The sequence below is a fragment of the Streptomyces sp. AF1A genome (assembly GCF_047340315.1).
Taxonomy (GTDB): Bacteria; Actinomycetota; Actinomycetes; order Streptomycetales; family Streptomycetaceae; genus Streptomyces.
Genome location: NZ_JBLEBI010000002.1, coordinates 46,181 through 69,456 on the forward strand (window position 1 = coordinate 46,181; position 23,276 = coordinate 69,456).

Below are 23,276 nucleotides of genomic sequence, written 5' to 3' on the forward strand. Positions count from 1 at the left end.
CCTCATTGAGTGGCGGATCTTCTCGGAAAGGCGGTTTTCGAAGGGGGCGCGGACGGTCGTCGCGCCCCACGGCGGATCGGTCGCGCTCACGCGGTCACGGCGGCCGGTACCGCGTTGCCGCGTGCGACCCGGGCGTACCAGTGGCCGCTGTCCTTGACGGTGCGGCGCTGTGTCGCGTAGTCGACGTGCACCAGGCCCATCCGGGGCCGGTAGCCCATCGCCCACTCGAAGTTGTCCATCAAGGACCAGTGGAAGTAGCCGCGGACCGGGCAGCCCTGCTGGATCGCGCGGTGCACGGCGATGAGGTGGCGGTGCAGGAAGTCGGTGCGCCGCGTGTCGTGCACGGCGCCGTCCTCGCCGGGCCCGTCGTTGAAGACGGCGCCGTTCTCCGTGATGAGAACCGGTACGTCCCCGTAGCTGTCGCGGAGTTGGACCAGCAGGTCGGTGAGGGCTTCCGGCACGATCTCCCAGTCGAGATCGGTGCGCGCCACATCGGGTTGGCCGGGCTCCACTTGCCAGGGGAAGGGGCCGTCCGTGGGCTGTAGGCGGGCGCTGACGATCCGGCGCGTGTAGTAGTTGACCCCGATGAAGTCGCTGCCGGCGCCGATCACGGGCAGGTCGCCGTCGCGGACGAAGTCCAGCGGGCCGGCAGCGCGTTCCCAGTGCTCGCGCATGTCCTCGGGATAGCGGCCGTTCAGCACGGCGTCGAGGAACCAGCGGTTGACGTAGCCGTCGGAGGCGTGGGCCGCCAGCCGGTCCTCCTCGCCGGCGGTGGCCGGCACGTGCGGGAAGAGGCTGAACGCCACGCCTGCCCTGCCCTGCGGACGGCTCGCCCGCAGGGCCTGGACGGCCTTGCCGTGGCCCAGCAGGAGGTGGTGCATCGCGCGCACCGACCCCGCGATGTCCCGCTCGCCGGGTGCGTGCAGACCCAGCTGATGTCCGAGGAGACCCACGATCCAGGGTTCGTTGATCGTCACCCAGTCCTGCACCCGGTCGCCGTAGGCCTCGAAGCAGACGGCCGCGTACTCGGCGAACCGCTCCGCCGTCTCGCGTGCCCGCCAGCCGCCGCGCTCCTGCAGCACCTGCGGAAGGTCCCAGTGGTAGAGGGTGACGAGCGGGCTGATGCCACGGGCGAGCAACTGGTCGATCAGGCGGTCGTAGTGGTCGACGCCCCGCTTGTTCACCTCGCCGTGCCCGTCGGGGACGATCCGGGGCCAGGACAGCGAGAACCGGTAGGCGTTGACGCCGAGGCCCGCCATCAGCTCGATGTCCTCGGCCGCCCGGTGGTAGTGGTCGCAGGCGACCTCGCCGCTCTCCGCGCGCTCCACGGCCCCGGGGACGCGGCAGAAGCGGTCCCACACGGACTCGCCGCGTCCGTCGCTGTCCGTGGCGCCCTCCACCTGGTAGGCGGAGGTGGACGTGCCCCAGAGGAAGCCGTCGGGGAAATTCAGCACACGGCTTGGTTCGGTGCTCACCTGTGGTGTCAGTCCTTCGATCCGTTCGTGGCAGTGCCGGAAAGGCCCGGCGGGCCGTGGTCCTGCGGACGGGACGAGCCTCCTCGGCTACTGCGGACAGGTCGGGCGGGGTCGCCGAGGGTGGCGGCAGCGGGTGCTGTCCGGCCGTGAGGCGGTGTGGCATCGTTCCCACATGGGAACGTACTCAGGTCGTTGAAGGCCCGTCAATACTCCGGCAGCACTTGATGTGGGACCGGGTGCGTCAGCGCACGTCACACGCCCAGGGGCGGACGGGACGCACGGGGACAGCGGCCCGGACGGCCGTGGTTCAGGCTCCAGCCGAACCGGCCGGCGCCGCGGTCGAACCGCGCAGCACCAGCGTCGGTTCCAGCGTCTCCTGGATGCGGCGCCCCGCCCGGCCCCTCTTGGGCTCCACGGCGGCTTCCCGCTCGGCGATCCGCCGGAGCAGCAACTCGGCCGCCCTGCGCCCCATCTCGTAGGTCGGCTGCGCCACGGCCGTGAGACCGGGCTCCACCATCCGCATCCACGCCAGGTCGTCGAACGACACCAGCGACACGTCGCGGGGCACGGCGAGACCGCGTCGGCGCAGCTCCAGCCAGACCGTCTCGGCCATCAGGTTGTTGACGGCGAAGATCGCGGTGACGTCCGGGTGCCGGTCCAGCAGCTCCGCCACCCGGGACCTGGCGTCCGCGGCGTGGAACTCCAGGTCGAGCACCAGCCGCCGGTCGACGGGCACGCCGGCGGCGCGGTGGGCGGCGCGGTAGCCGCGCAGCCGCTCGGCACCGGTGGCCCACTTCGTCTCGTCGATCAGCAACGCGATGCGCCGGTGGCCGAGTTGCAGCAGGTGCTCGGTGGCCTCCCGGGCACCCAGCTCGCTGTCGATGACCACCGAGTCGCACCCGCGGGCCCCGGAGCGCCGGTCCGCCTCCACCACGCTCACGCCCCGCTCGACGAGCAGTTCGGTGGCTGCCGCGGCAGCTGGAGTGAGCACGACGCCCGTGGCCCGCATCGCGACGAACGCCTTGGCTCCGTCGAGTTCCTGTTCGGGGTCGCCGTGGTCGTCCACCAGCACCATCTGGTACCCGGCCGCGCGCAGGGCGTGCTCCACGCCCGCGGCGAGCTCCGCGTAGAACTGGTTGCGCAGATCGGAGACGAGCAGCCCGACGACATTGCTGCGCTGCCCCTTCAGCGTGCGCGCCAGAGCGTCAGGAACGTAGCCGATGCGCTGGGCGGCCGCGAGCACGTCCGCTCGGATGTGCGCGGCCACATAGCCCTGTCCGCTGAGCGCCCGCGAGGCGGTGGAGCGGGACGTCCCCGCCTCCCTGGCCACGTCGTGCAGGGTGGGACGCCGTCGCCCGACCGCGGGCGTGCTCCTGTCACCTTCGCCGTCGGCGACCGGTACGCCACTTTCGCGATCAGCCATCCGCCGCTGCCCCCTCGCCCCGATGTCCGCCCTGCCTCCACACCGTCCGGCTGCCGTGTCCGCGCACGGTGAAAGGCGCTGCTGGCACAATAACGTGATCGCCGCGCCGCACTGCAGTTGAACGCCTCCTCCGGTGGCCTCGGCTCACACTCCCGCTCCCCCGGGCGCGTCGCCGTCCTCCCGCGGCCACCGCGACGCCACGGTGACCAGGGCCTCGGCCTGCTGTCCGAACCGCATCCCACCGACGGTGAGGTCCGCGGCCACCCGCCGCCGGACACCGCGCTCCCCCGGGGGAACGGTCACCTCGAACACCAAGGTGGCCTCGCCGCCCCCCTGCGGCTTCACCTCCCGCGCGGCGGGCCGGGCCGCCCAGCCCGGCGGGACCACCATCCGCACCCGGGCGGTGCGCGCCGCCGGGAAGGGATTGCGCACGCAGACCCGAAGCACCAGGGTCCGGCCCGGTTCCACCGCCGAACGGTAGGGAGTGATCCGGGCACCGAAGCCCTCGGCGTCGAAGTCGATGTCCGAGGGCAGCAGTTCGCGGTGCAGCCGCGCCACCCGCTCGCCCTCCTCCAGGAGCATGTCCAGGTAGGCCGGGGTGACCTTGCGAGGCGTCCAGTGGCCGCTGATCATCAGTTCGGGGTTCAGGGCGCGGTACAGCTCGGCGCTGCGCCGGAAGTCGTCGATCCGGAAACGATTGCGGTACTGGTAGTTGAGCACTTCGGGCTGCTCCCCCGGCCGCCACTCGGTGGTCTGCTGGTCTCCGGTCGCCACGACACGGCGCCCGTCCGCCTCGAAGGAGTACGCGGCCGCATACAGGGTGTGGCCTGGCAGTGCGTGCACACCGATCTCGTACTCGCGCCAGGTGACGGGCGCGCCGAGCGGGAGATCGCGGTCCACCGGGATGGGGTCGAACCACAGACAGGGCAGGTCCCAGCGTGTGGGGTCCTCGAGCACCGGGGTCACGTTGGAGGGCGACCAGACGGCGGTGCCCTCCACCTCGCGCAGCAGGTTGAATCCGGCGACGTGGTCGTCGTGGTAGTGGGTGGGCAGCGCCACCTCGACCCGGTCGATGCCGTGAACGCGCCGCAGCGACTGCAGGCACGCCAGCAGTGGCCGGCGGCTGGAGCGGTCGTGCCCGCCGGGCAGGCCGGTGGTCAGGTCGTATCCGAAGTCCAGCAGCAGGGCCGTGCCGTGGTCGGAGAGCAGCGCGTACGTCTGCGCGTTGCTGGTGCGGTTGCGCAGCAGGTGGGGCGTCACCTGTTCCCAGGGGTCGTCCAGCATGGCGTCCAGATCCCAGGGGCGTCTGCGGCGTGAGTCCAGCAGTTCCTGGAGTCTCGACCGCAGCCGGGCCACTGCGGCACGCGGATGTGTCACCGGCTCCCCGTGCGAGGGAAGCAGCATGGCGGGCGCGTGGTCGAGCAGTTGCCGGCAGGACAGGGCCGTGGCGGCGACGCCCTCCATGCCGGCGCTCTCGCCGCCCGTGTACGCCCACTGGGTGGCCGCCAGCGACCACACCCGGCCCTCACCGTGGATCAGGTCGCCGACGAAGGCGAGGCGCTTGCCGCCGACCTCCACCAGGTAGCTGACGGAGCCGACGGTATGGCCGGGCGTGGGGAGGGTGAACACCTCGAACGGCCCGTAGGAGCGGGTGCGGTACTCGGCCGCGCTGCCGGTCACCGGCACCTGTTCCAGCAGGGAGAACCGGTCCTGGCGCACGTCGTAGTCGTTGTCGAGCGGCCGGGTACGCCAGTGCTCGTCGACGTTCTCGACGAGGTCCCGCTCCACCGGCGGGACCCAGATCCTGATGCCGGCGCGCGCGGCCCGTGCCAGACCCTGCACCTGGTCGCGGTGGTGATGGGTGATCAGCACGTCGGTGACCCGGTCGACTCCGTAGTCGCCGAGGCGGTCGAGGACCTCGCCGCTGCCGAAGTCGATGAGCACCGCCTCCCGCCCACGGCGCAGCACGTACACGTGGCAGGTGTCCTGGAAGCGGAAAACGTCCGTGCCGATGAGCATGGTTCTCCCGTGGTCCCGGTCGGATGAAGGGTGTCAGGCGTGCATGCGGCGGCGCTGGTCCCAGGCGTGCCACGCGGACCGTACGGCGGCGTAGTCCTCGGGACCGAGCGGTTCCCCGGTGCGGTCGATGTGGGTGCTGTAGTACAGCGCGGGCACGCCCAGGTCGGGCTTGGCGGCCAGGTAGGCCCGCCACTGCTCCCGGTCGGGCACGCACCAGTCGTCGGTGTCGACGAGCAGGTCGGGGCAGGCCGCGGTGACCACGGCGGCCCGGTGGCGCATCTGCGGCACGATCGGGGCGTCGGGTTCGGGGTCGTCCAGGCGCAGCATGTCGTTGAGCCGCACCATGTCGGTGACGTCGGCGAAGCCCGGGTGGGGGGTGTGCGTGACGACGAGCGCGTCCGGCTTCACGCGCTTGGCCGCGTCGTACACCGTGGACAGCAGCTGGTGCAGCAGGGCGATCCCCCAGCGCGGACCGTGGTGGGCCAGTGCGGCTCCGCTGGGCGTACGGGCGGTGAAGTCGATCTTCAGCCCGTCCGCTCCCAGGCCGCCCGGCCCGTCGCCGAGCATGCGGGTCACGCCGTCTTCGAGCGCCTTGCGAGCGGCAGGGCTGCCCGGGTCGAGTGCGACGGGCACGCCCTCGGGGTTGCGGACGCACACCTCGTCGGCGAGGCCCTCCCACAGCCAGGCGGGCCACCACAGCAGGACGCGCTGCCCGCGTTCGCGCCGGGCCGCGATCCACCCCCGCAGGTCGGGCCACTTGTCCGGGTCCGGCTCGCAGGTGCCGTACTGGAGCTGCCACTTGTCGTCGATGACGATCGTGCCCGGCTCGATGCCCTGGCCGGCGAGATGCCCGAGGTAGCGGTCGTACGCGGCTTGGCCGGCGAGGTCCTGGGCGGGCCGGCCGGTGACGCGGCCCTCGTGGTTCTGCGCTCCCCAGCCGCAGAACATCGGCGCCGACCACCAGTCGGGGCGCCGGGACCTCGGCACGGCCGGGGCCGAGCCGCGGGAGACGAGCCGGGCCCGGTAACGGCGCAGCGCCTCGTACGGGTCGGGGCTGCCCGGCGTGAACACCACAGTGGGTGTGCGGAATTCGCCGTCCACCCTGGTGTGGCCCTCGTAGTCCAGACGCAGGGCGAACCCGCCGTCCGCCGGGACGTAGGCGAGCTGTGTGAACGTCATGTCCCGGATGGGGGCGTCGACGGCGAGCGTCCACCACCCGTCGGGAACGGGGTGCGCGGGGTCCTCCACTGCCGGCGTGGTGGTCAGCGCCAGGCACAGCGGAGCGGGGGTGAAGAACCAGTGGCCGCGCCCCGGCCGGGCGTCGCCCACCACGCCCACGACCGCGCTCTCGCCGGCGGCACGCACCAGGCGGCGGGGGTCGCCGGGGTTCGGCGAGAACAGCGTGCGGAAGGAACTGCCGCTCGGCAGGTACCCGCCGGCACCGGGCAGCACGGAACGCCCGGCCAGCAGGTGCACCTCCGTCAGTGTCCCGCTGCCACGCACCGACCAGGACAGTTCCACCCCTTCCGGGCGGCACTCGATGCGTACGGCGGCCCGCTCCCAGCGGGTGCTGCGCCGTCCGGCCTCGATGACCGGGTACGGATCCTCCCGCAGGAGCACCGGTGGGGCCGTTGCGGCGGTCTCGTCCGGCCCGTCCAACGTGTCCAGCGCCCCGAGCAGTTGGAGGACGGCCACCTGGGGGCCCCGGGCATCGGCGTCCGGGTCCGCGCCGGGGGCGAAGACGCCGGCCGTGCGGCCATCAGCGGCCACGCTCATGCCGTAGGCCTTGGTCCGTATCTCGATCCGCCCCTCGTGCCGGCCCAGCCGCACCTCGCCCGACGCTCTCGCCACCACGCCCCGCCCCTCGTGTCCGCACGGCGCCCCAGGGCGCCCGCGACTGGAATCGTTCCCACATGAGAACGTACCCAGCCCACCTCGGTGTGGTCAACAGACAGGCACCCAGCCCCCCGGTACGGTCAACCGGCAGGCGCGGCAACGGCCGTGTTCTGTCGCAGCTCACCGGCCTGTCTGCCGCGCCGTCCCGATCCGGCGCGCACGCGGGACCCCGATCCGGAGAAGGTCCGCCTGTCGGCCCTAGAAGAAGACCCCGCAGCGCAGCAGCACGTTCGCGTACGGGCGGGCCTCGCCCGTGCGTACGATCAACTGCGCCCCCGCCGACAGCTCCTTGAGCTGCTCGTGCGGGACCAGTGCCAGGTCGGGAAAGTGCCCGTCCAGCAGTGCGGCCGCCGCGGGATTGGCGGTCCGGATCTCCTCGGCGGCCGTGGCGCCTTCGACGACCAGTTCGTCGAGCAGGCCGTCCAGCACCTCGGCGAACGACGGCACCCCGGCCCGGAAGGCGAGGTCCACGACGCGCGGGCCCCGGGGTATCGGCATGCCCGCGTCGCACACCAGCAGCTGGTGGGTGTGGCCCAACGCGGCCAGCTCGCCCGCGAGATGGCGGTTGAGTATGCCCGACTTCTTCACAGCGCGTCGACCTCCTCGGCGGTGGGGTAGGAGTCCTGGGCCCCACGGCGGGTGACGGCGAGCGCGCCGACGCGTGCCGCGTGGGCGGCGGCCGCCTCCAGCCTCGCCCCGGCGCCGAGGCGGACGGCCAGCGCCGCGGTGAACGCGTCGCCGGCGCCGGTCGTGTCCACCACGTCGACCGTCACCGGCGCGATGCGGGTGGTGGCGTCCCGGGTCGCCACCAGGGCGCCCTCGCCGCCCAGGGTGACGACGACCGAGCGCGGGCCGCGCGCGAGCAGGGCACGCGCCCGGTCCTCCGGGGTCTGTCCCGCGACGGTGCCGCCGAGGATGACCTCGGCCTCGTGCTCGTTCACGATCAGCGGGTCGCACGCAGCGACGACCTCGTCGGGCAGGGGGCGCGGAGGCGAGGGATTGAGCACGAAGCGGCTGCCCGGCGCCAGGCCGCGCACCACCTCCGCCACCGTCTCCAGCGGGACCTCCAACTGCGCGGAGACCACCCGGGAGGCGCGCAGCAGACCGGCCGCGGCCTTGACGTCCTCGGGTGTGAGACGCGCGTTGGCGCCCGGGGAGACCACGATGCTGTTGTCCCCCGACGGATCCACCGTGATCAGCGCGACGCCGGTCGGCGCCCCGCCCGTCAGCACGCCGGCCGTGTCGACGCCGGCGGCTCGCTGCGAGTCGAGCAGCATCCGGCCGTGGGCGTCGTCGCCCACGCGGGCCAGCAGGGCCGTGCGGGCGCCGAGGCGGGCGGCCGCGACCGCCTGGTTGGCGCCCTTGCCGCCCGGATGGACGGCCAGGTCGGAGCCGAGCACCGTCTCCCCGGGGCCCGGGCGCCGCTCGACTCCGACGACCAGGTCGGCGTTGGCGGATCCCACGACCAGCAGGTCGTAGTCGTACATGAGAGGGACCTTCCCGATAGGCGGCCGGGGGCGGGGTGCCACCGTGGTGGCGCCCCGCCCCCGGCCGGAGCGCCGCTGTCAGCCGTGGAAGCCGGCCACGTTCTGCTGCGTGACCACCTTCACCGGGACCTTCACCGCGTCCTGGACCTTCTTGCCCTGCGCGGCCTTGAGCGCGTTGTCGACGGCGATCCGCCCGAGCTGGGTGGGCTGCTGCGCCACCGAGGCGTACAGGGTGCCGTTCTGGACCGCCTTCAGGCCGTCGGGGGTGCCGTCGAAGCCCATGACCTGGACCGACTTGCCGGCCTTGGAGCCGAGCGCCTTGATGGCGCCGAGCGCCATCTCGTCGTTGGCGGCGATGACGCCCTGGACGTCGGGGTGGGCCTGCAGCAGGTTGGACATGACGTCCAGGCCCTTGGTGCGGTCGAAGTCGGCGGGCTGCTGGGCGACGACCTGGATGCCCGGGTATGCCTTCAGCCCCTTGGCGAAGCCTTCCGCGCGCTCGCGGGCGGCCGAGGTGCCGGCCTGGCCCTGCAGGATGACGATCTTGCCGTGGCCGCCGAGCTTCTCGGCCAGCGTCCTGGCGGAGAGTTCACCGCCCGCGACGTTGTCGGAGGCGACGAGGGTGTCCACGGACGCCTTGTTGACGCCGCGGTCGACGGCGACCACCGGGATCTTCGCCTTGTCGGCGGCCTTCACCGAGTTGCTCGCCGCGTCGGAGTCCACGGGGTTGACGATGATCGCGCCGAAGTTGGAGCTGGTGAAGTTCTGCAGCTGGTTGGCCTGCTGCGAGGCGTCGTTCTGCGCGTCCGTGACGGTGAGGTCCACGCCCAGCTTCTTGGCCTCGGCCTGTGCGCCGGAGCGGATCTGCACGAAGAAGGGGTTGTTGAGCGTGGACAGCGACAGGCCCATCTTCGGGGTGGTGCCCGAGGACCCGCTGTGCAGGAAGGAGGTGGCACCCACCAGCGCGACGGTGACCGCCGCCGCAAGGGCGTACGTGCCCGCCTGGCGGCCCTTGTTGCCGCCGGTGCCGGCCGCGACGGGCGTCGCCCCCGCCTTGCGGCGCAGCGTGTCCAGGAGCACCGCGAGCGCGATGACGACCCCGATGACGACCTGCTGCCAGAAGGCGGACACCGACAGGAGGTTGAGGCCGTTGCGCAGCACGGCCAGGATCAGCGCGCCGATCAGGGTGCCCGACGCCTTGCCGGTACCGCCGGCGAGCGAGGCGCCGCCGATGACGACCGCCGCGATCGCGTCGAGCTCGTAGCCGTTGGCCGCCTGGGGCTGGGCGGAGGACAGCCGGGAGGCCAGCACGATGCCCGCCGCCGCGGCGAAGAGGCCGGACAGCGCGTAGATGGCGAGCTTCTGCCGGTTCACCCGCAGGCCCGACAGACGCGCGGCCTCCTCGTTGCCGCCGATCGCGTACATCGAGCGGCCGATGTAGGTGCGGCCGAGCACGAGCGCGGCGATCAGCCCCATCACGACCATGACCAGCACCGGGACGGGCAGCCAGTTGCCGACGGTGTCGCCGAGGTGGGAGATGGAGGACGGGAACGGGATCGGCACGCCTCCGGAGATCACCAGGGACAAGCCGCGGGCCACCGACAGCATGGCGAGCGTCGCGATGAACGGCGGCAGCTTGCCGTAGGCGATGAGGAAGCCGTTGACCAGTCCGGCCGCGATGCCGGTGGCTATGGCCAGCAGGAGGGCCAGGACGACGGGTACGCCGTGCGAGGTGGCGCTCCAGGCGAGCACGGTCGACGACAGCGCGGCCACCGATCCGACCGACAGGTCGATGCCCGCCGCGACGATCACGAAGGTGGAGCCGAAGGCGAGGATCGCCACCACGGCCGCCTGGACACCCACGTTGAGCAGGTTGTCGGTCGTGAGGAAGTCGCCCGACAGCGCCGACAGGGCGATGAAGAGGACGATCAGCGCGGTCAGCGCGCCGTTGTCGAGCAGGACGCGGCGCAGGCCGCTCGTGGCGCCACCGGCGCCCGCCTTGCTCTTGAGCGTGTCAGTGGCCACGGCTGGCCTCCGTTCCGGTAGTGGGGTTGCTGACGGCGAGCGCCATCACGGCGTCCTGGGTGGCCTCGTCCGCGTCGAGTTCGCCCGCGATGCGGCCCTGGGCCATCACCAGCACCCGGTCGCTCATGCCGAGCACCTCGGGCAGGTCGCTGGAGATCATCAGGACGGCGGCGCCCGCGGCCGTCAGTTCGTTGATGAGCTGGTAGATCTCGACCTTGGCGCCGACGTCGATCCCGCGCGTCGGCTCGTCGAGGATGAGGACCTTGGTGTCGGCGAGCAGCCACTTGCCGATGACGACTTTCTGCTGATTGCCTCCGGACAGGGTGCGCACCTGCTGGGCGAGCCCTGCCATGCGCACGCCCAGCTGTCCGGCGATCCGCTCGGCGGCCGCGCGCTGGCTCCTGCGGTCGACCAGCCCGGCACGGGTCGCCCTCCGCAGGGTCACCAGGCCGAGGTTCTCCTCCACCGACGCGTCCAGCACCAGCCCCTGACCCTTGCGGTCCTCGGGCACGAGCCCGATGCCGGCCGCCATGGCCGCGTTGACGTCGTGCCGGCGCAGCACGGTGCCGGCGACCTTGACGGTTCCCGCGTCGTAGGGGTCCGCGCCGAACACGGCCCGCACCACCTCCGTACGGCCCGCGCCGACCAGACCGGCGATGCCGACGACCTCGCCGGCGTGCACCTCGAAGCCGATGTCGTGGAAGACCCCGTCACGCGCCAGCCCCTCCACCGTCAGCAGGGCGGGGCCTGCGGCGGCCCGCTCACGGGGGTACTGCTGCTCGATGGAGCGGCCCACCATGAGCCGTACGAGCTCCTCCTGCGGCGTGCTCGCCGGGACCTGCCCGACGCTCCTGCCGTCACGGATCACGGTGACGCGGTCGCCCAACGCGGCGATCTCGTCGAGGTGATGGGTGATGAACACGATGCCCACGCCGTCCTCGCGCAGGGTGCGCACGATCGCGAAGAGCTTGTCGACCTCCTCGGAGGTGAGCACGGCGGTCGGCTCGTCCATGATGAGCACACGCGCGTTCAGGCTGAGGGCCTTCGCGATCTCCACCATCTGCAGGCGCGCGATGCCCAGATCACGCACCCGCGCGCGGGGCGACACCGGCACACCGACGCGCTCGAGCAGGACGGCCGCCTCCGCCTCCATGGTCCGGCGGTCGATCATGCCGAAGCGGCGCGGCTGACGGCCCAGGAAGATGTTCTCCGCGACCGTCAGATCGGGGACGAGGTTGAACTCCTGGTAGATCGTGGCTATTCCGAGACGCTCGGCGTCCTGCGCACCGTGGATGCGGACCTCTTCGCCGCCGACGAGGATGCGCCCGGCGTCCGGTGTGTGCGCGCCCGACAGCATCTTGATGAGCGTGCTCTTGCCGGCACCGTTCTCACCGAGCAGCGCATGCACCTCGCCCCGGCGCAGGTCGAAGTCGACGCCGTCGAGCGCGACCACCCCGGGGAAGGACTTGCTGATGCCCTCGATGCGCAGCAACTCCTCCGAATTGCTCACGACTGACTCCTGTTCGTTGCGGGGGACTCGCCGCACGAGCGGCGTACGACGAGCCGGGCGGGGAGGGTGACGGACTCGGGGGTGCGCCCCTCGATGCGGTCGACCAGTGCGCGCACGGCTGCGCGGCCCAGCTCGCCCGTGGGCTGGGCTATCGCGGTGATCGGCGGATCGGTGTGCACGAACCACGGGATGTCGTCGAACGCGACGAGCGCGATGTCGTCGGGCACGCGCAGTCCGCGCGCCCGTACGGCGTCCAGCGCGCCCAGCGCCATCAGGTTGTCGGCGGCGAACACGGCCTCGGGCGGCTCGGGCAGGTCCAGGAACGCCTCGGTGACCCGCCGGCCGCTTCCGGCCTGGAAGTCGCCCTGCCCGATGTACGCGTCGGGCAGATCCAGCCCGTGCTCGGCCAGCGCCTCGCGGAAGGCCTCGATCCGCTCCCGTCCGGTGGTGGTCGCCGCGGGCCCCGCGATGATGGCCAGCCTGCGGTGCCCGAGCCCGTACAGATGCGCGACGAGATCCCGTACGGCGCCGCGTCCGTCGGAACGCACCACCGGCACGTCCGTGCCCGCGATCCAGCGGTCCACGAAGACCATCGGCGTGCCCGCCCGTGCCGCGTCCGCCATCAGCGGGGAGCAGCCGTCGGTCGGAGAGACCAGCAGCCCGTCGATCCGGCGGTCCAGCAGCGTCCGTACGTGGTGGTCCTGGAGGTCGGGCCGCTCGTCGGCGTTGCCGATGATGACGCTGTAGCCCAGCAGACGGGCCTCCACCTCGACGGACCGGGCCAGCTCGGTGAAGTAGGGGTTGAGCACGTCGCTGATGACCAGGCCGAGCGTGCGGGTCTGGTCGGTGCGCAGCGAGCGGGCGACCGCGTTCGGGCGGTAGCCCAGCTTCTCGACGGCGGCCAGCACCCGCTCACGTGCGCGCGCGCTGACCGACGGATGGTCGTTCAGCACGCGCGAGACGGTGGCGACGGACACGTCCGCCGCGGCGGCCACGTCCTTGATGCTCGCCATCGCCGCTCCACCTCCTCGTGGATGTCGTGTAATCGATTACTCGATTGCGTAGAAAGGATTGGAATCGATTACAGGATTCGGAACAAGGTGTTCCGATGGTGACGTCCGTCACGTCATGAGCCTGCCGCGAACGCGGCGTCCGGTGCCGGGCCTCTGACGGCAACGGCCGGTGTGGCATGGCGGCGAGGCGCCGCAGCGCCCTGTCGACGGGAGCGGGGTCGCCGGCGGTGAAGAGCTGGGCGAGGTAGTCGACGGGGATGCGCAGGGCGTCGACGGCGGCGAAGAGGTTGCGGTGGTCCTCGGCGTCCTGGCCGGTGTCGCGGACGCAGTCGACGACCGGGGACAGGGGCGGGATGTACCAGACGATGGTCGCCGAGGTCGTCGTCCCAGCTCGCCGACCACGAGATCTTCATGTCCTTGCCGGTGACGAGGGACTGGGGACGGGCCACCGGGATGTGTTCCTGCAGCGTCGCGTTGGTCGGCGTCGCGTAGTCGTGGGTCCAGGGCTCGTAGCCACCACCTGGTCGGTACGGCGGCGCACGACGGTGACCTCGTCGCGCTGGTTGCCGGTCGGCCCCAGGCGGTGGAAGGCGTACGACAACTACGCGTATCCACCGATCAGACGGCTCGGTTTGATCAGCAGGCGGGTCAGCGAGTTGTGGATCCCGCCGCGTCGGCCGGTCGTCTCGGTGCGCGGCACGTCGATGAGCCCGCGTCGCCTCTCGGTGTTTCGCCCGTATCGGCGGTGGTGTTTTGTGCGTCAGTCATCCGTCGTCCGTCCGATGCGGATCTGCCATCGTTGCGGGCCGGTTTCCAGGTATTCCCAGGTGAAGTCGCCAGGGTAGGTGGCTTCGAACTCGCGGCGCAGCGGCTTGGGGTCGTGGTTGTTGATCAGGGTGAAGGCTTCGCCGGGTGCCAGGCGGGCGTAGCGGGCGAAGATGCGCGGGTGGCGCCGGCCGTGCGGGAGTTCGGTGGCGTTGATGACGGCGGGCTGATCGAGGTGGCCACCGTTGAGCAGGGTTGTCAAGTCCGCGGCCAGGGTGGGGAGGTCGGCGCCGGGTAGGGCGGCGAGTGCGGGCAGCAGCACCGTCTCTTCCACGGCGAGGTGGGTGGCCAGGACTGCTTCGATGCTCTGCGCGAGGGCGGCGGACGCGTCGGTGTCATCGGTTCGGGACAGGGCATCGATCCGGTCGTGGAGGGTGACTGCGGTGGTCCGCAGGGCCCTGATGAGGAGGCGGGTTTCGGGCGCGCCTGCCGCCGGGGCGTACAGGGCCTGGTCGGAGGCGGCCAGATGGCGGCGCACCTCGCCGGTGCAGAACTCCGTCACCGCCACCTGAGCCGCCTCGCGCGCACCGGCGCCCAGGTGCAACTCGGCCAGCAGCGCGACTTTCGCCCTGAGCGCGGCGAGCAACCGGTGGTGGCCGGCCCGGATCGCGGCTTGAGCCTGAACGGCGGGGTCGGTCTCGGTGGCATGGATGTAGATCTCGGTCGACGGCGTCACGGCTCTTTCCCTTCCGGCGTCCCACACCGACGGCCACCATTATTACATGTAGTATTTGTAAAAACCTTGCTGTGAGGGTGTACCGCCCGGTGCTGATGGGAGGCGGGCCGTGACGTATGTGATCGCGCAGCCGTGTGTCGATGTGAAGGACAAGGCGTGCATCGAGGAATGCCCGGTGGACTGCATCTACGAGGGGCAGCGCTCGCTGTACATCCACCCGGACGAGTGCGTGGACTGCGGGGCGTGCGAGCCGGTGTGTCCGGTGGAGGCGATCTTCTACGAGGACGACGTGCCATCCGAGTGGTCGGAGTACACGAAGGCGAACGTGGAGTTCTTCGATGAGCTCGGCTCGCCCGGCGGCGCGGCGAAGCTGGGCTTGATCGCGCGCGACCATCCGCTGGTCGCCGCGCTGCCGCCCCAGCAGGGAGACGGGTGATCGCGGTGGGCAGCATGCCGGAGCGTTCCCGCCGACGGGAGATCGCGCGTCTGCTGCGTGAGGCGGGAGGGCCGGTGGGCGTGGCTGAGGTGGCCGAGCGGCTCGGCGTTCATGCCAACACCGCGCGCTTCCACCTGGACGCTCTGGTCGCACAGGGGGCGGCCGAGCGGAGACTGGACGAGTCGTCGGGTCCAGGGCGCCCGCGCACCGTCTACACCCCGCGTCCGGGGATGGACCGTGGGGGCGTACGCCGCTACCGCCTGCTGGCTCAGATGTTGCTCAGCCGCCTGGTCTCGGCCGGGCCGGGTGCGGGCGAGGACGCCCGGGAGGCGGGCCGTACCTGGGGTCGCCATCTGGCTGAACCGCCGCCCCCATACCGGCGCCTGAGTATTGAGGAGGCGACGGCACGCCTCACCGCCCTCCTGGACGAACTGGGCTTCGCCCCCGAACCGGTCGGCGACGCGGTACCGGAGGCGATCCGGCTGCGGCACTGCCCGTTCCTGGAGCTGGCCGAGGAGTACGGGCCGATCGTCTGCCCGCTGCATCTGGGCCTGATGCAAGGCGCGTTGGAAGAACTCGGCGCACCTCTTGCCGCTGCCCGGTTGGAGCCGTTCGCCGAGCCTGACGCCTGTCTGGCCCACCTGCAACGCGCGGACGCCGCATAACCCCAGCCGTGCCCGCGAGCCACGCGCACGCACATCCCGAAGGGAGAACCTGATGCACATCGCCGAGATCGCCACCGCACCCCGCCACCGCGCCCCCGTCCCTGGCGGGCCGACGGCAGCACTGCTCACGACGCCCGGTACATCCGACCAGCTCGCCGTTCTGCACGTGGAGATTCCTGCGGGAGGCGGCATGCCCGAACACGACCATGGCTCCTCCCAGATCGTGCTCATCCCGCTGGCCGGATCGGTTGAGGTCCACCATGACGGGCAGGTGCGGACGCTGTCGGCCGGCATGGCCGCTCATATCGGTACCGGCGAGCGGGTCCGCTTGGCCAACCCGGGAAGCGAGCCGGCCTCTCTCATGGTCGTGGCCGGCCCGCCGGAGTTCGCCGGGCGCGTGACTACCTGGCCCGCCGCCTGATGACCTGCAGCCGGCTGGTCGCGGTCGGCGGCCGGCGCGCAGAAAGGTGATGCGGGCGATGAACCCGATCGGTGCCGCGATCTCGGCCGCCGTCATCTTTCGACCCCGCCGCACTGCTGACGGTCGCCAAGGTACCGGCGCGCAGGGCGATGAGTGTCTGGCCCAGGGTGTGTTCCTGGCCGCCGTAGACGGTCTCGGCGCCGCGGCCGGTGGAGGAAGCGGCGGCTCGTTCCAGAAGTTCGCGGGCGCGGACGTCGAGGGAGAGCTTCTGCATGGATGGTGTGCCGCTTCCTCTTGTCAGTAGCGGACGCCGATGCGGCGCCAGCGGCGTCCGCTGGCACCAGGTTCGGTGGGATGGGCCGCTGTACGGGAGCGGTAGAGGACGAACGGGCGCCACAGGTACCACAGCGGGATGCTCCAGGCGTGCACCAGCCGGGTGAAGGGCCACACGGCGAGGATGGCCCAGGCGGCGGTAGCGTGGATCTGGTAGATGAGCGGGGCGTGGGAGATCACGTCGACGTCCGGATCGCCGGCGAACAGGCCTCGGAACCACAGCCCGACGCTCTGCCGGTAGTCGTAACCGGATCCCAGGAGGTTGACGCCCATCGTGGGGATGATGCCCAGCACGATCACGATCGCCAGCAGGATCAGCGCGAGCCAGTCGACCGGGCTCGTGGTGGCCCGCACCCGGGGCACCGTGGTGCGGCGGAAGGCGAGGATCACCACCCCGAAAATGACGGCGAGCGCGGCGACGGTGCCGCCGATCGAGGAGAACCAGCGGTAGGTGTCCTCCGGGATGCCCAGCCATCGGGTGAACGATTCGGGGACGAGGATGCCCAACACGTGTCCGGCAATGGCGGCGAAGGTGCCGTAGTGGAAGAGCGGCCCGCCCCATTTCAGCAGGCGGCGCTCCTGGAGCTGGCTGGAGCGGCTGGTCCAGCCGAACTGGTCGTAGCGCCAGCGCCAGACGTGGCCGACGACGAAGACGGCGAGGGCGAGGTAGGGCAGGATGACCCACCACCACAGGTCCCAGGAGCTCATCGGCTCTCCTTGGCGCTCAGGAATGCTCTCGTGGTCGGGTAAGGGAGCAACACCGGTTGCCGGGGCGCGGGGTGGGGATCCAGTCCGGTCTGTTCTGGTGGGCCGAAGGGTTGCAGGCCGACCTGTTCGCCTGGTGGTCCCTGGACGGCCAGCCGGTGCCAGGCGTCGCGCTCGCGCCGGGTTGGTCCGGGCAGGCGTCCGCAGAGCGTGTCGAGGACACCGGCGTACCAAGTGGAGTGCTCGTGGAGGGCCTGGCGGAGCAGTTCGAGGCCGGCCTGGCACTGCAGCAGGATGCGGCGGCCGGGTGCGGGGGCGAGGGCGGCGAATTCCAGGATCAGTGGCAGGAAGTCCGGCAGCTCCGCTTCGGGCGGTTCGTGGCCGGCCTGTCGGTAGGCGTGTTTGAGGGCGAGCAGGGCCATGCCGCGGGCACGGGTGTCGCCGTGCCGGTAGTAGGTCAGGTGCAGGCTGCGGCGGCGGGTGTGATCGAAGGTGTCCACGTACTGCTGGGCGGCCTCGGTGGGGGGCAGGCGTCGCAGGTGGTCGCAGGCGGCGGTGAGCCGGTTGCGGTCGGCGGAGTTGGCAAGGGCGGGCAGTGCGGCGGCGACGTCGTCGAGGCAGGCGAGCATCCGCTCGTCCGGGTAGCGCAGCAGGACCGAGGCGATGCGGTGCACCAGCGGTGTGTCGGCCGCCGTCTGTCGGATACCGCGGGGGCTCACCGGCTGCCCCCGTCGCCGCCGAAGAGGCCGGGGGCGGGGCCATTGCCGTTCCAGCCGAGGAGGTTGAAACGCACCTGCCCGTCGCTGTCGCGGAACTGGCTGCCGCCACCTGGTGGGGCCAGACCCGGCAGGGGTGGCGGAGCGGCCGTTCGCCGGTCCTCGCTATGGGCGGCGAGATCGGCTACCCCGCCGGGGTAGTCGAGAGAGCAGTGCTGGGCCATCAGGGCGCCGGATCCCTCGGCATGCACCCTGGGGATGACGTAGCGGTCGTCGTACTTGGCGATGGCCAGCAGCCGGTACAGGTCCTCGATGTCGGCGGCGCTCGCACCGACCGAGTCGAGCAGTACCTGGTCGGGCTGGTCGCCGAGCTGCTGAGCGCGCATGTGGGCGCGCATGGTGGTCAGCTTGCGCAGCACTCCTTCGACGATCGTGGTGTCCCCGGCCGTGAAGAGGTTGGCCAGGTACTCCACGGGGATACGCAGGGCGTCGATGGCGGCGAACACGCGGTCGGGGTCGTCGTCGTGGTAACCGGTGGCGTGCACCGCGTCGGTGACCGGGGAGAGCGGCGGGACGTACCAGACCATGGGCATGGTGCGGTACTCCGGGTGCAGCGGCAGCGCCACCCGATGCTTCTTGATCAGCGCGTACACCGGGGACCGCCGGGCGGCCACGATCCAGTCGTGAGCGATGCCGACACGTTCGGCCGCCGCTTGCACCTCGGGGTCCTCTGGGTCGAGGAAGACGGACAGCTGGGCCTCGTACAGGTCCTTGTCGTCCTTGACCGAGGCGGCCTGAAGGACGGCGTCGGCGTCGTAGAGCATGACGCCGAGGTGGCGCAGTCGGCCCACGCAGGTCTCGGAGCAGATCGTGGGCTGCCCGGCCTCGATGCGCGGGTAGCAGAAGGTGCACTTCTCGGCCTTGCCTGTGCGGTGGTTGAAGTAGACCTTCTTGTAGGGGCAGCCGGAGACGCAGAATCGCCAGCCGCGGCAGCGGTCCTGGTCGACCAGGACGATGCCGTCCTCCTCCCGCTTGTACATGGCCCCCGAGGGGCAGGAGGCGACGCACGAGGGGTTGAGGCAGTGCTCGCAGATTCGGGGCAGGTAGAACATGAACGTGTGCTCGAACTCCATCCGCACCCGCTCCGAAAGGCCCTCCAGGTTGGGGTCAGTGGTGGCGTACTCGGCGGCTCCGGCGAGGTCGTCGTCCCAGTTCGGGCCGTGCACGGGCCGCATGTCCCGGCCGGTCAGCTGGGACTTGGGCCGGGCGCTGGTGAAGCTGTCGGACAGCGGTGCGGTGGTCAGGCTCTGGTAGTCGTAGGTCCACGGTTCGTAGAAGTCGTCGAGCGAGGGCAGGTCGGGGTTGTAGAAGATGGTGGCCAGTTTGCGCAGCCGGCCGCCGGCCTTGAGCTTCAGCCTGCCCCGGCGGTTGAGGGTCCAGCCGCCCTTCCACTTCTCCTGGTCCTCGTAGCGGCGCGGGTAGCCGGCGCCCGGCTTGGTCTCGACGTTGTTGAACCAGACGTACTCCGATCCGGGCCGGTTGGTCCAGGTCTGCTTGCAGGTGACCGAGCAGGTGTGGCAGCCGATGCACTTGTCGAGGTTCATCACCATCGCCACCTGCGCCATGACCCTCATCAGAAGTCCACCTCCTGGCTGCGCCGCCGGATGACGGTGATCTCGTCACGTTGGTTGCCGGTGGGGCCGATGTAGTTGAAGCCGTAGGAGAACTGGGCGTAGCCGCCGATGAGATGAGTCGGTTTGATCAGCAGGCGGGTGAGGGAGTTGTCGCCGCCGCCGTGCAGCCCGGAGGTCTCCGTCTTCGGCACGTTCAGGTGCCGGTCCATGGTGTGGTACATGTACACCGTGCCTTCCGGCATGCGGTGGGTGACCACCGCGCGGCAGGCGACCACGCCGTTGCGGTTGTACGCCTCGATCCAGTCGTTGTCCGCCACGCCGATCTTCTCCGCGTCCTTCGGGCTCATCCAGATCACCGGCCCGCCGCGGAAGAGGGTCAGCATGTGCAGGTTCTCCTGGTACTCGGAGTGGATCGACCACTTCGAGTGCGGGGTCAGGTAACGCACCACGAGTTCAGGGTGACCATCCGGTGAGCGGATCGGGTCGCCGAAGTGCGCCAGCATGTTCAGCGGCGGCCGGTAGACGGGGAGCTGTTCGCCGAACTCGGCCATCCAGTCGTGGTCGAGGAAGAAGTGCTGGCGGCCGGTGAGGGTGTGCCAGGGCTTGAGGCGTTCGACGTTGACGGTGAACGGGGAGTAGCGGCGGCCGCCGGACTCGGTACCCGACCACTCCGCGGAGGTGATCACCGCGCGGGGCTGGGTGCGGGTGTCCTCGAAGGTGATCCGGTCGCCGGAGCGTTCCTCGGCCAGGTCGGCCAGGTCCACGCCGGTGCGCTCCTCCAGCGCGCGCAACGATCGAACGGCCAGGCGGCCGTTGGTGGTCCCGGACAGGGCGAGGATCGCCTCGCAGAACTGGTCGTCGCGGGCGATCGAGGGACGCCCGTCGGCGATGCCGCCGCGGACGGTGCCGTTGCGGGAGCGCAGGTAGTCGATCTCCTGGTCGGGTTTCCAGGTGAGGCCCTTGGTGGTGGTGCCAAGCGTGTCGAGCAGTGGTCCGACGGCGGCCATCTTCTCGGCGACCTTGGTGTAGTCCCGATCCACCACGATCAGTTTCGGCATGGTGCGGCCAGGTACCGGCTCGCACTCGCCGGCCTTCCAGTCGAGGAATCGGCCGTGCGGCTGCGCCATCTCGTCCGCCGTGTCGTGAGCGAGCGGGGCCGCGATGACGTCCCGGCGCACCCCGAGGTGGGTTTCGGCCAGGCGGGAGAACTCGGCGGCGACGGTGTGGAAGATGTCGAAGTCGGTGCGGGTCTGCCACGGGGGTGCGATGGCCGGGTTGAAGGCGTGCACGAAGGGGTGCATGTCGGTGGAGGACAGGTCGTACTTCTCGTACCAGGTCGCCGCAGGCAGCACGACGTCGGAGAACAGGCAGGTGCTGGTCATGCGGAAGTCGACCGCAACCGACAGGTCGAGCTTGCCGACTGGGGCCTGCTCGCGCCAGGTGACGTCCCTGGGCCGCAGTTCCGGCGGGGTCTCGGCGGCGGTCACCGCGTCGTCGGTGCCGAGCAGGTGCCGCAGCATGTACTCGTGGCCCTTCATCGACGAGGCGAACAGGTTCGCCCGCCAGATGAGCAGGACGCGGGGGAAGTTCGCGGGATCGTCGGGGTCCTCGGCGGCGAACCTGAGCCGTCCTGCCTTCAGTTCGTCGACGACGTGGTCGGAGACCTCCTTTCCCGCACGTTCGGCTTCGTCGCACACGTCCAGCGGGTTGCGGTCGAACGCCGGGTGGGAGGGCATCCAGCCCAGCCGGGCGGCCAGCGCGTTGCAGTCCGGCAGGGTGCGTCCCGCCAGCCGGCCCTGCCCGAGGGGGCTGGCCAGGGTGTCGGCGGGGAACGCCTCGTAGCGCCACTGGTCGGTGGCCAGCCAGAACAGCGGGGTGCCCACCATGTGTCGGGTGGGCCGCTGCCAGTCCAGGCCGAACGCGAGATGGGACCAGCCCGTCAGTGGGCGCACCTTCTCCTGGCCGACGTAGTGCGCCCAGCCGCCGCCGTTGACGCCCTGGCTGCCCGTCAGCATCACCAGGGAGAGGAAGGCCCGGTAGATCTGGTCCGAGTGGAACCAGTGGTTGGTGCCCGCTCCCATCGCGATCATCGAACGGCCGCCGGTGCGCTCGGCGTTGCGCGCGAACTCCCGCGCCACCCGGGCGGCTGCCTTCGCCGGCACAGAGGTGATCGCCTCCTGCCAGGCCGGTGTGTACGGGCTGTCCGCGTCGTCGTAACCGCTCGGCCACCGGCCGGGCAGGCCCGCGCGGGCCACCCCGTACTGGGCGAGCACCAGATCGAACACGGTGGTCACCAGATGGCCTGCGACCCGGGCCGCCGGCACGCCGCGCCGTAGCACTCCCCCCGACTCGCCGGGGCCGGCGTCGAAGCGGGGCAGGTCCACCGCCACCGCCTCGCCGCCGGGGCGCTGGTGCAGGGACAACAACGGGTCGACGCCGTCCAGGCGCAGGTTCCACCGCGGCTCCTGGGCATCCTCCGGGAACGCCCAACGAAAGCCCAGCGAGCCGTTCGGCACGACGGGTTCACCGGTACGCGCGTCCAGCAGCACGGTCTTGAACTCGGCCGCCTCCGTCTCCTGGCCGGGCAGGTCGGCGGCGGTGAGGAACTTGTCCGGGACGTACGCCCTCCCGTTCTCCCCGTCGCGTTCGCGCAGCCGCACCAGGAACGGCAGGTCCGTGTAGGTCTTGGCGTACTCGGTGAAGTACGGCACCTGCCGATCGCGGTAGAACTCGCTCAGGATCACGTGGCCCATGGCCATCGCCAGCGCGCCGTCGGTACCGGGGACCGCTGCGAGCCAGTCGTCGGCGAACTTGGTGTGATCCCCGTAGTCCGGGGAGACCACTACCACCTTCTGCCCCCTGTAACGGGCCTCGGTCATGAAGTGCGCGTCCGGAGTCCGGGTGATCGGCAGATTCGTGCCCCACACGATCAGGTAGCCGGCGTTCCACCAGTCGCCGGACTCCGGCACGTCCGTCTGGTCACCGAACACCTGGGGTGAGGCCATGGGCAGGTCGGCGTACCAGTCGTAGAAGGAGGAGATCGTGCCGCCGATCATCGACAGGTAGCGGGTACCCGCCCCGTACGAGGCCATCGACATCGCCGGGATCGGGGAGAAACCCACGATGCGGTCGGGACCGAACCGCTTGACCGTGTGCACCTGCGCCGCCGCAACCAGTTCCGTGACCTCGCGCCAGGTGCACCGCACGAAGCCGCCCTTGCCGCGCGCCCGCTTGTACGCCGTGCACCGCTCGGGATCCGAGGTCAGCCACTCCCACGCCTCCACCGGGTCGGGGTGTTGCTCCTTCGCCCGCCGCCACAACTGGAGGAGCGGACCGCGCACATACGGGTAGCGGATGCGAGTGGGCGAGTAGGTGTACCAGGAGAACGACGCCCCGCGCGGGCAGCCCCGCGGCTCATACTCCGGCGAGTCCGGGCCGACCGAGGGGTAGTCGGTCGCTTGCGTCTCCCAGGTGATCAGGCCGTCCTTGACGAACACCCGCCACGAGCACGACCCGGTGCAGTTCACGCCGTGCGTGGAGCGCACCTCCCGGTCGTGGCGCCACCGCTCGCGGTAGAACTCCTCCGCCTCCCGGCCGCCCTCGCGGTACAGCATCCTCCGGTCGGGTGACTGCGTACCGGGGAAGAAGTACTGCGCGGTACGCATCAGCCGTTCCGCCGCGGCATCGGCCCGGTCGGTGCTCACACCATTCGCCTCCTCGGATGCTGCAGTTGCCTACTGGTGCCCTGCATCCCCCGGTGCCTCGCGTGGCCGGCCGTGGGGGCGGTGGGCACCATGCTCTGCCGACGGCCGAGCCGAACGGGTCCGACACGCCGTCAGCCCATATACATGGCAGGCCAGAAGCCCGACGGGCCGAAGTGCGGTGGCCGGTGTGCAGGCCAGGCGTCGGGGCGGCGCGCTCGCGGCCTTGCCGGTGGGCTGGACCGCCGCCGTGGCCACCGAGCCACCCCCTTCTCACGCCAGCCTGCACACCTGCGGGCCCCGCTGCGGACGGGGT

The 23,276-nt window shown here is 71.2% G+C and carries 18 protein-coding genes and 2 pseudogenes; 3 read left to right on the forward strand and 17 right to left on the reverse strand.

Annotated elements, in window-relative coordinates; genetic code table 11:
- Window positions 1-86 precede the first annotated feature (86 nt).
- The 12 genes and pseudogenes from ACLU3S_RS01275 to ACLU3S_RS01330 all read right to left on the reverse strand — a co-directional run bounded on the left by ACLU3S_RS01275 (window position 87) and on the right by ACLU3S_RS01330 (window position 14,349).
- The gene (locus ACLU3S_RS01275; RefSeq protein WP_413949790.1) at window positions 87-1,475 is read right to left on the reverse strand and encodes a GH1 family beta-glucosidase; all 1,389 of its coding nucleotides are present in this window, start codon (window positions 1,473-1,475) and stop codon (window positions 87-89) included.
- 307 nt (window positions 1,476-1,782) lie between these two features.
- The gene (locus ACLU3S_RS01280) at window positions 1,783-2,805 is read right to left on the reverse strand and encodes a LacI family DNA-binding transcriptional regulator (protein WP_413949791.1); all 1,023 of its coding nucleotides are present in this window, start codon (window positions 2,803-2,805) and stop codon (window positions 1,783-1,785) included.
- Between the two features lie 237 nt (window positions 2,806-3,042).
- The gene (locus ACLU3S_RS01285) at window positions 3,043-4,917 is read right to left on the reverse strand and encodes an MBL fold metallo-hydrolase (protein ID WP_413949792.1); all 1,875 of its coding nucleotides are present in this window, start codon (window positions 4,915-4,917) and stop codon (window positions 3,043-3,045) included.
- Between the two features lie 33 nt (window positions 4,918-4,950).
- Complete coding sequence (locus ACLU3S_RS01290; RefSeq protein ID WP_413949793.1) at window positions 4,951-6,771, reverse strand: hypothetical protein; 1,821 nt, start codon at window positions 6,769-6,771, stop codon at window positions 4,951-4,953.
- 240 nt (window positions 6,772-7,011) lie between these two features.
- On the reverse strand, window positions 7,012-7,401 hold the full coding sequence (gene rbsD / locus ACLU3S_RS01295) for a D-ribose pyranase (RefSeq protein WP_413949794.1): 390 nt from the start codon (window positions 7,399-7,401) through the stop codon (window positions 7,012-7,014).
- Window positions 7,398-8,300: a ribokinase gene (locus ACLU3S_RS01300; protein ID WP_413949795.1), complete on the reverse strand. Its 903-nt coding sequence runs from the start codon at window positions 8,298-8,300 to the stop codon at window positions 7,398-7,400. Before ACLU3S_RS01300 ends, rbsD begins: the two co-directional genes overlap by 4 nt.
- 78 nt (window positions 8,301-8,378) lie before the next feature.
- Window positions 8,379-10,325, reverse strand: coding sequence for a substrate-binding domain-containing protein (locus ACLU3S_RS01305; RefSeq protein WP_413949796.1), 1,947 nt, complete (start codon window positions 10,323-10,325; stop codon window positions 8,379-8,381).
- The gene (locus ACLU3S_RS01310) at window positions 10,315-11,835 is read right to left on the reverse strand and encodes a sugar ABC transporter ATP-binding protein (protein WP_413949797.1); all 1,521 of its coding nucleotides are present in this window, start codon (window positions 11,833-11,835) and stop codon (window positions 10,315-10,317) included. The genes ACLU3S_RS01305 and ACLU3S_RS01310 overlap by 11 nt, the downstream gene beginning before the upstream one ends.
- Complete coding sequence (locus ACLU3S_RS01315; RefSeq protein ID WP_413949798.1) at window positions 11,832-12,848, reverse strand: LacI family DNA-binding transcriptional regulator; 1,017 nt, start codon at window positions 12,846-12,848, stop codon at window positions 11,832-11,834. Before ACLU3S_RS01315 ends, ACLU3S_RS01310 begins: the two co-directional genes overlap by 4 nt.
- A gap of 175 nt (window positions 12,849-13,023) precedes the next feature.
- A pseudogene (gene narY / locus ACLU3S_RS01320) lies at window positions 13,024-13,215 on the reverse strand (nitrate reductase subunit beta); the annotation flags it as partial.
- Between the two features lie 150 nt (window positions 13,216-13,365).
- Window positions 13,366-13,554: pseudogene (locus ACLU3S_RS01325) on the reverse strand (hypothetical protein); the annotation flags it as partial.
- A 54-nt stretch (window positions 13,555-13,608) separates the two neighbouring features.
- A complete protein-coding gene (locus ACLU3S_RS01330) occupies window positions 13,609-14,349 on the reverse strand; it encodes a DUF2249 domain-containing protein (protein WP_413949799.1) in 741 nt (246 codons plus the stop codon).
- A gap of 109 nt (window positions 14,350-14,458) precedes the next feature.
- Here ACLU3S_RS01330 and fdxA point away from each other — a divergent pair, with 109 nt between their 5' ends.
- From fdxA to ACLU3S_RS01345, 3 genes are read left to right on the forward strand one after another with little or no spacing between them, the layout of a single operon-like run.
- Entirely contained in the window at window positions 14,459-14,785 is a 327-nt protein-coding gene (gene fdxA / locus ACLU3S_RS01335; protein WP_413949800.1) for a ferredoxin, read from the forward strand.
- A gap of 14 nt (window positions 14,786-14,799) precedes the next feature.
- Window positions 14,800-15,450: a helix-turn-helix transcriptional regulator gene (locus tag ACLU3S_RS01340; RefSeq protein ID WP_413949801.1), complete on the forward strand. Its 651-nt coding sequence runs from the start codon at window positions 14,800-14,802 to the stop codon at window positions 15,448-15,450.
- A 52-nt stretch (window positions 15,451-15,502) separates the two neighbouring features.
- The gene (locus ACLU3S_RS01345) at window positions 15,503-15,871 is read left to right on the forward strand and encodes a cupin domain-containing protein (RefSeq protein ID WP_413949802.1); all 369 of its coding nucleotides are present in this window, start codon (window positions 15,503-15,505) and stop codon (window positions 15,869-15,871) included.
- Here ACLU3S_RS01345 and ACLU3S_RS01350 read toward each other — a convergent pair.
- From ACLU3S_RS01350 to ACLU3S_RS01370, 5 genes are read right to left on the reverse strand one after another with little or no spacing between them, the layout of a single operon-like run.
- The gene (locus ACLU3S_RS01350; protein ID WP_413949803.1) at window positions 15,852-16,145 is read right to left on the reverse strand and encodes a hypothetical protein; all 294 of its coding nucleotides are present in this window, start codon (window positions 16,143-16,145) and stop codon (window positions 15,852-15,854) included. The genes ACLU3S_RS01345 and ACLU3S_RS01350 overlap by 20 nt on opposite strands.
- A gap of 23 nt (window positions 16,146-16,168) precedes the next feature.
- Window positions 16,169-16,912: a respiratory nitrate reductase subunit gamma gene (gene narI, locus ACLU3S_RS01355; protein ID WP_413949804.1), complete on the reverse strand. Its 744-nt coding sequence runs from the start codon at window positions 16,910-16,912 to the stop codon at window positions 16,169-16,171.
- Window positions 16,909-17,628, reverse strand: coding sequence for a nitrate reductase molybdenum cofactor assembly chaperone (gene narJ / locus ACLU3S_RS01360; protein ID WP_413949805.1), 720 nt, complete (start codon window positions 17,626-17,628; stop codon window positions 16,909-16,911). The genes narI and narJ overlap by 4 nt, the downstream gene beginning before the upstream one ends.
- Window positions 17,625-19,259: a nitrate reductase subunit beta gene (narH, locus tag ACLU3S_RS01365; RefSeq protein ID WP_413949806.1), complete on the reverse strand. Its 1,635-nt coding sequence runs from the start codon at window positions 19,257-19,259 to the stop codon at window positions 17,625-17,627. The genes narJ and narH overlap by 4 nt, the downstream gene beginning before the upstream one ends.
- A complete protein-coding gene (locus ACLU3S_RS01370; protein WP_413949863.1) occupies window positions 19,259-22,924 on the reverse strand; it encodes a nitrate reductase subunit alpha in 3,666 nt (1,221 codons plus the stop codon). The genes narH and ACLU3S_RS01370 overlap by 1 nt, the downstream gene beginning before the upstream one ends.
- Window positions 22,925-23,276: the final 352 nt, after the last annotated feature.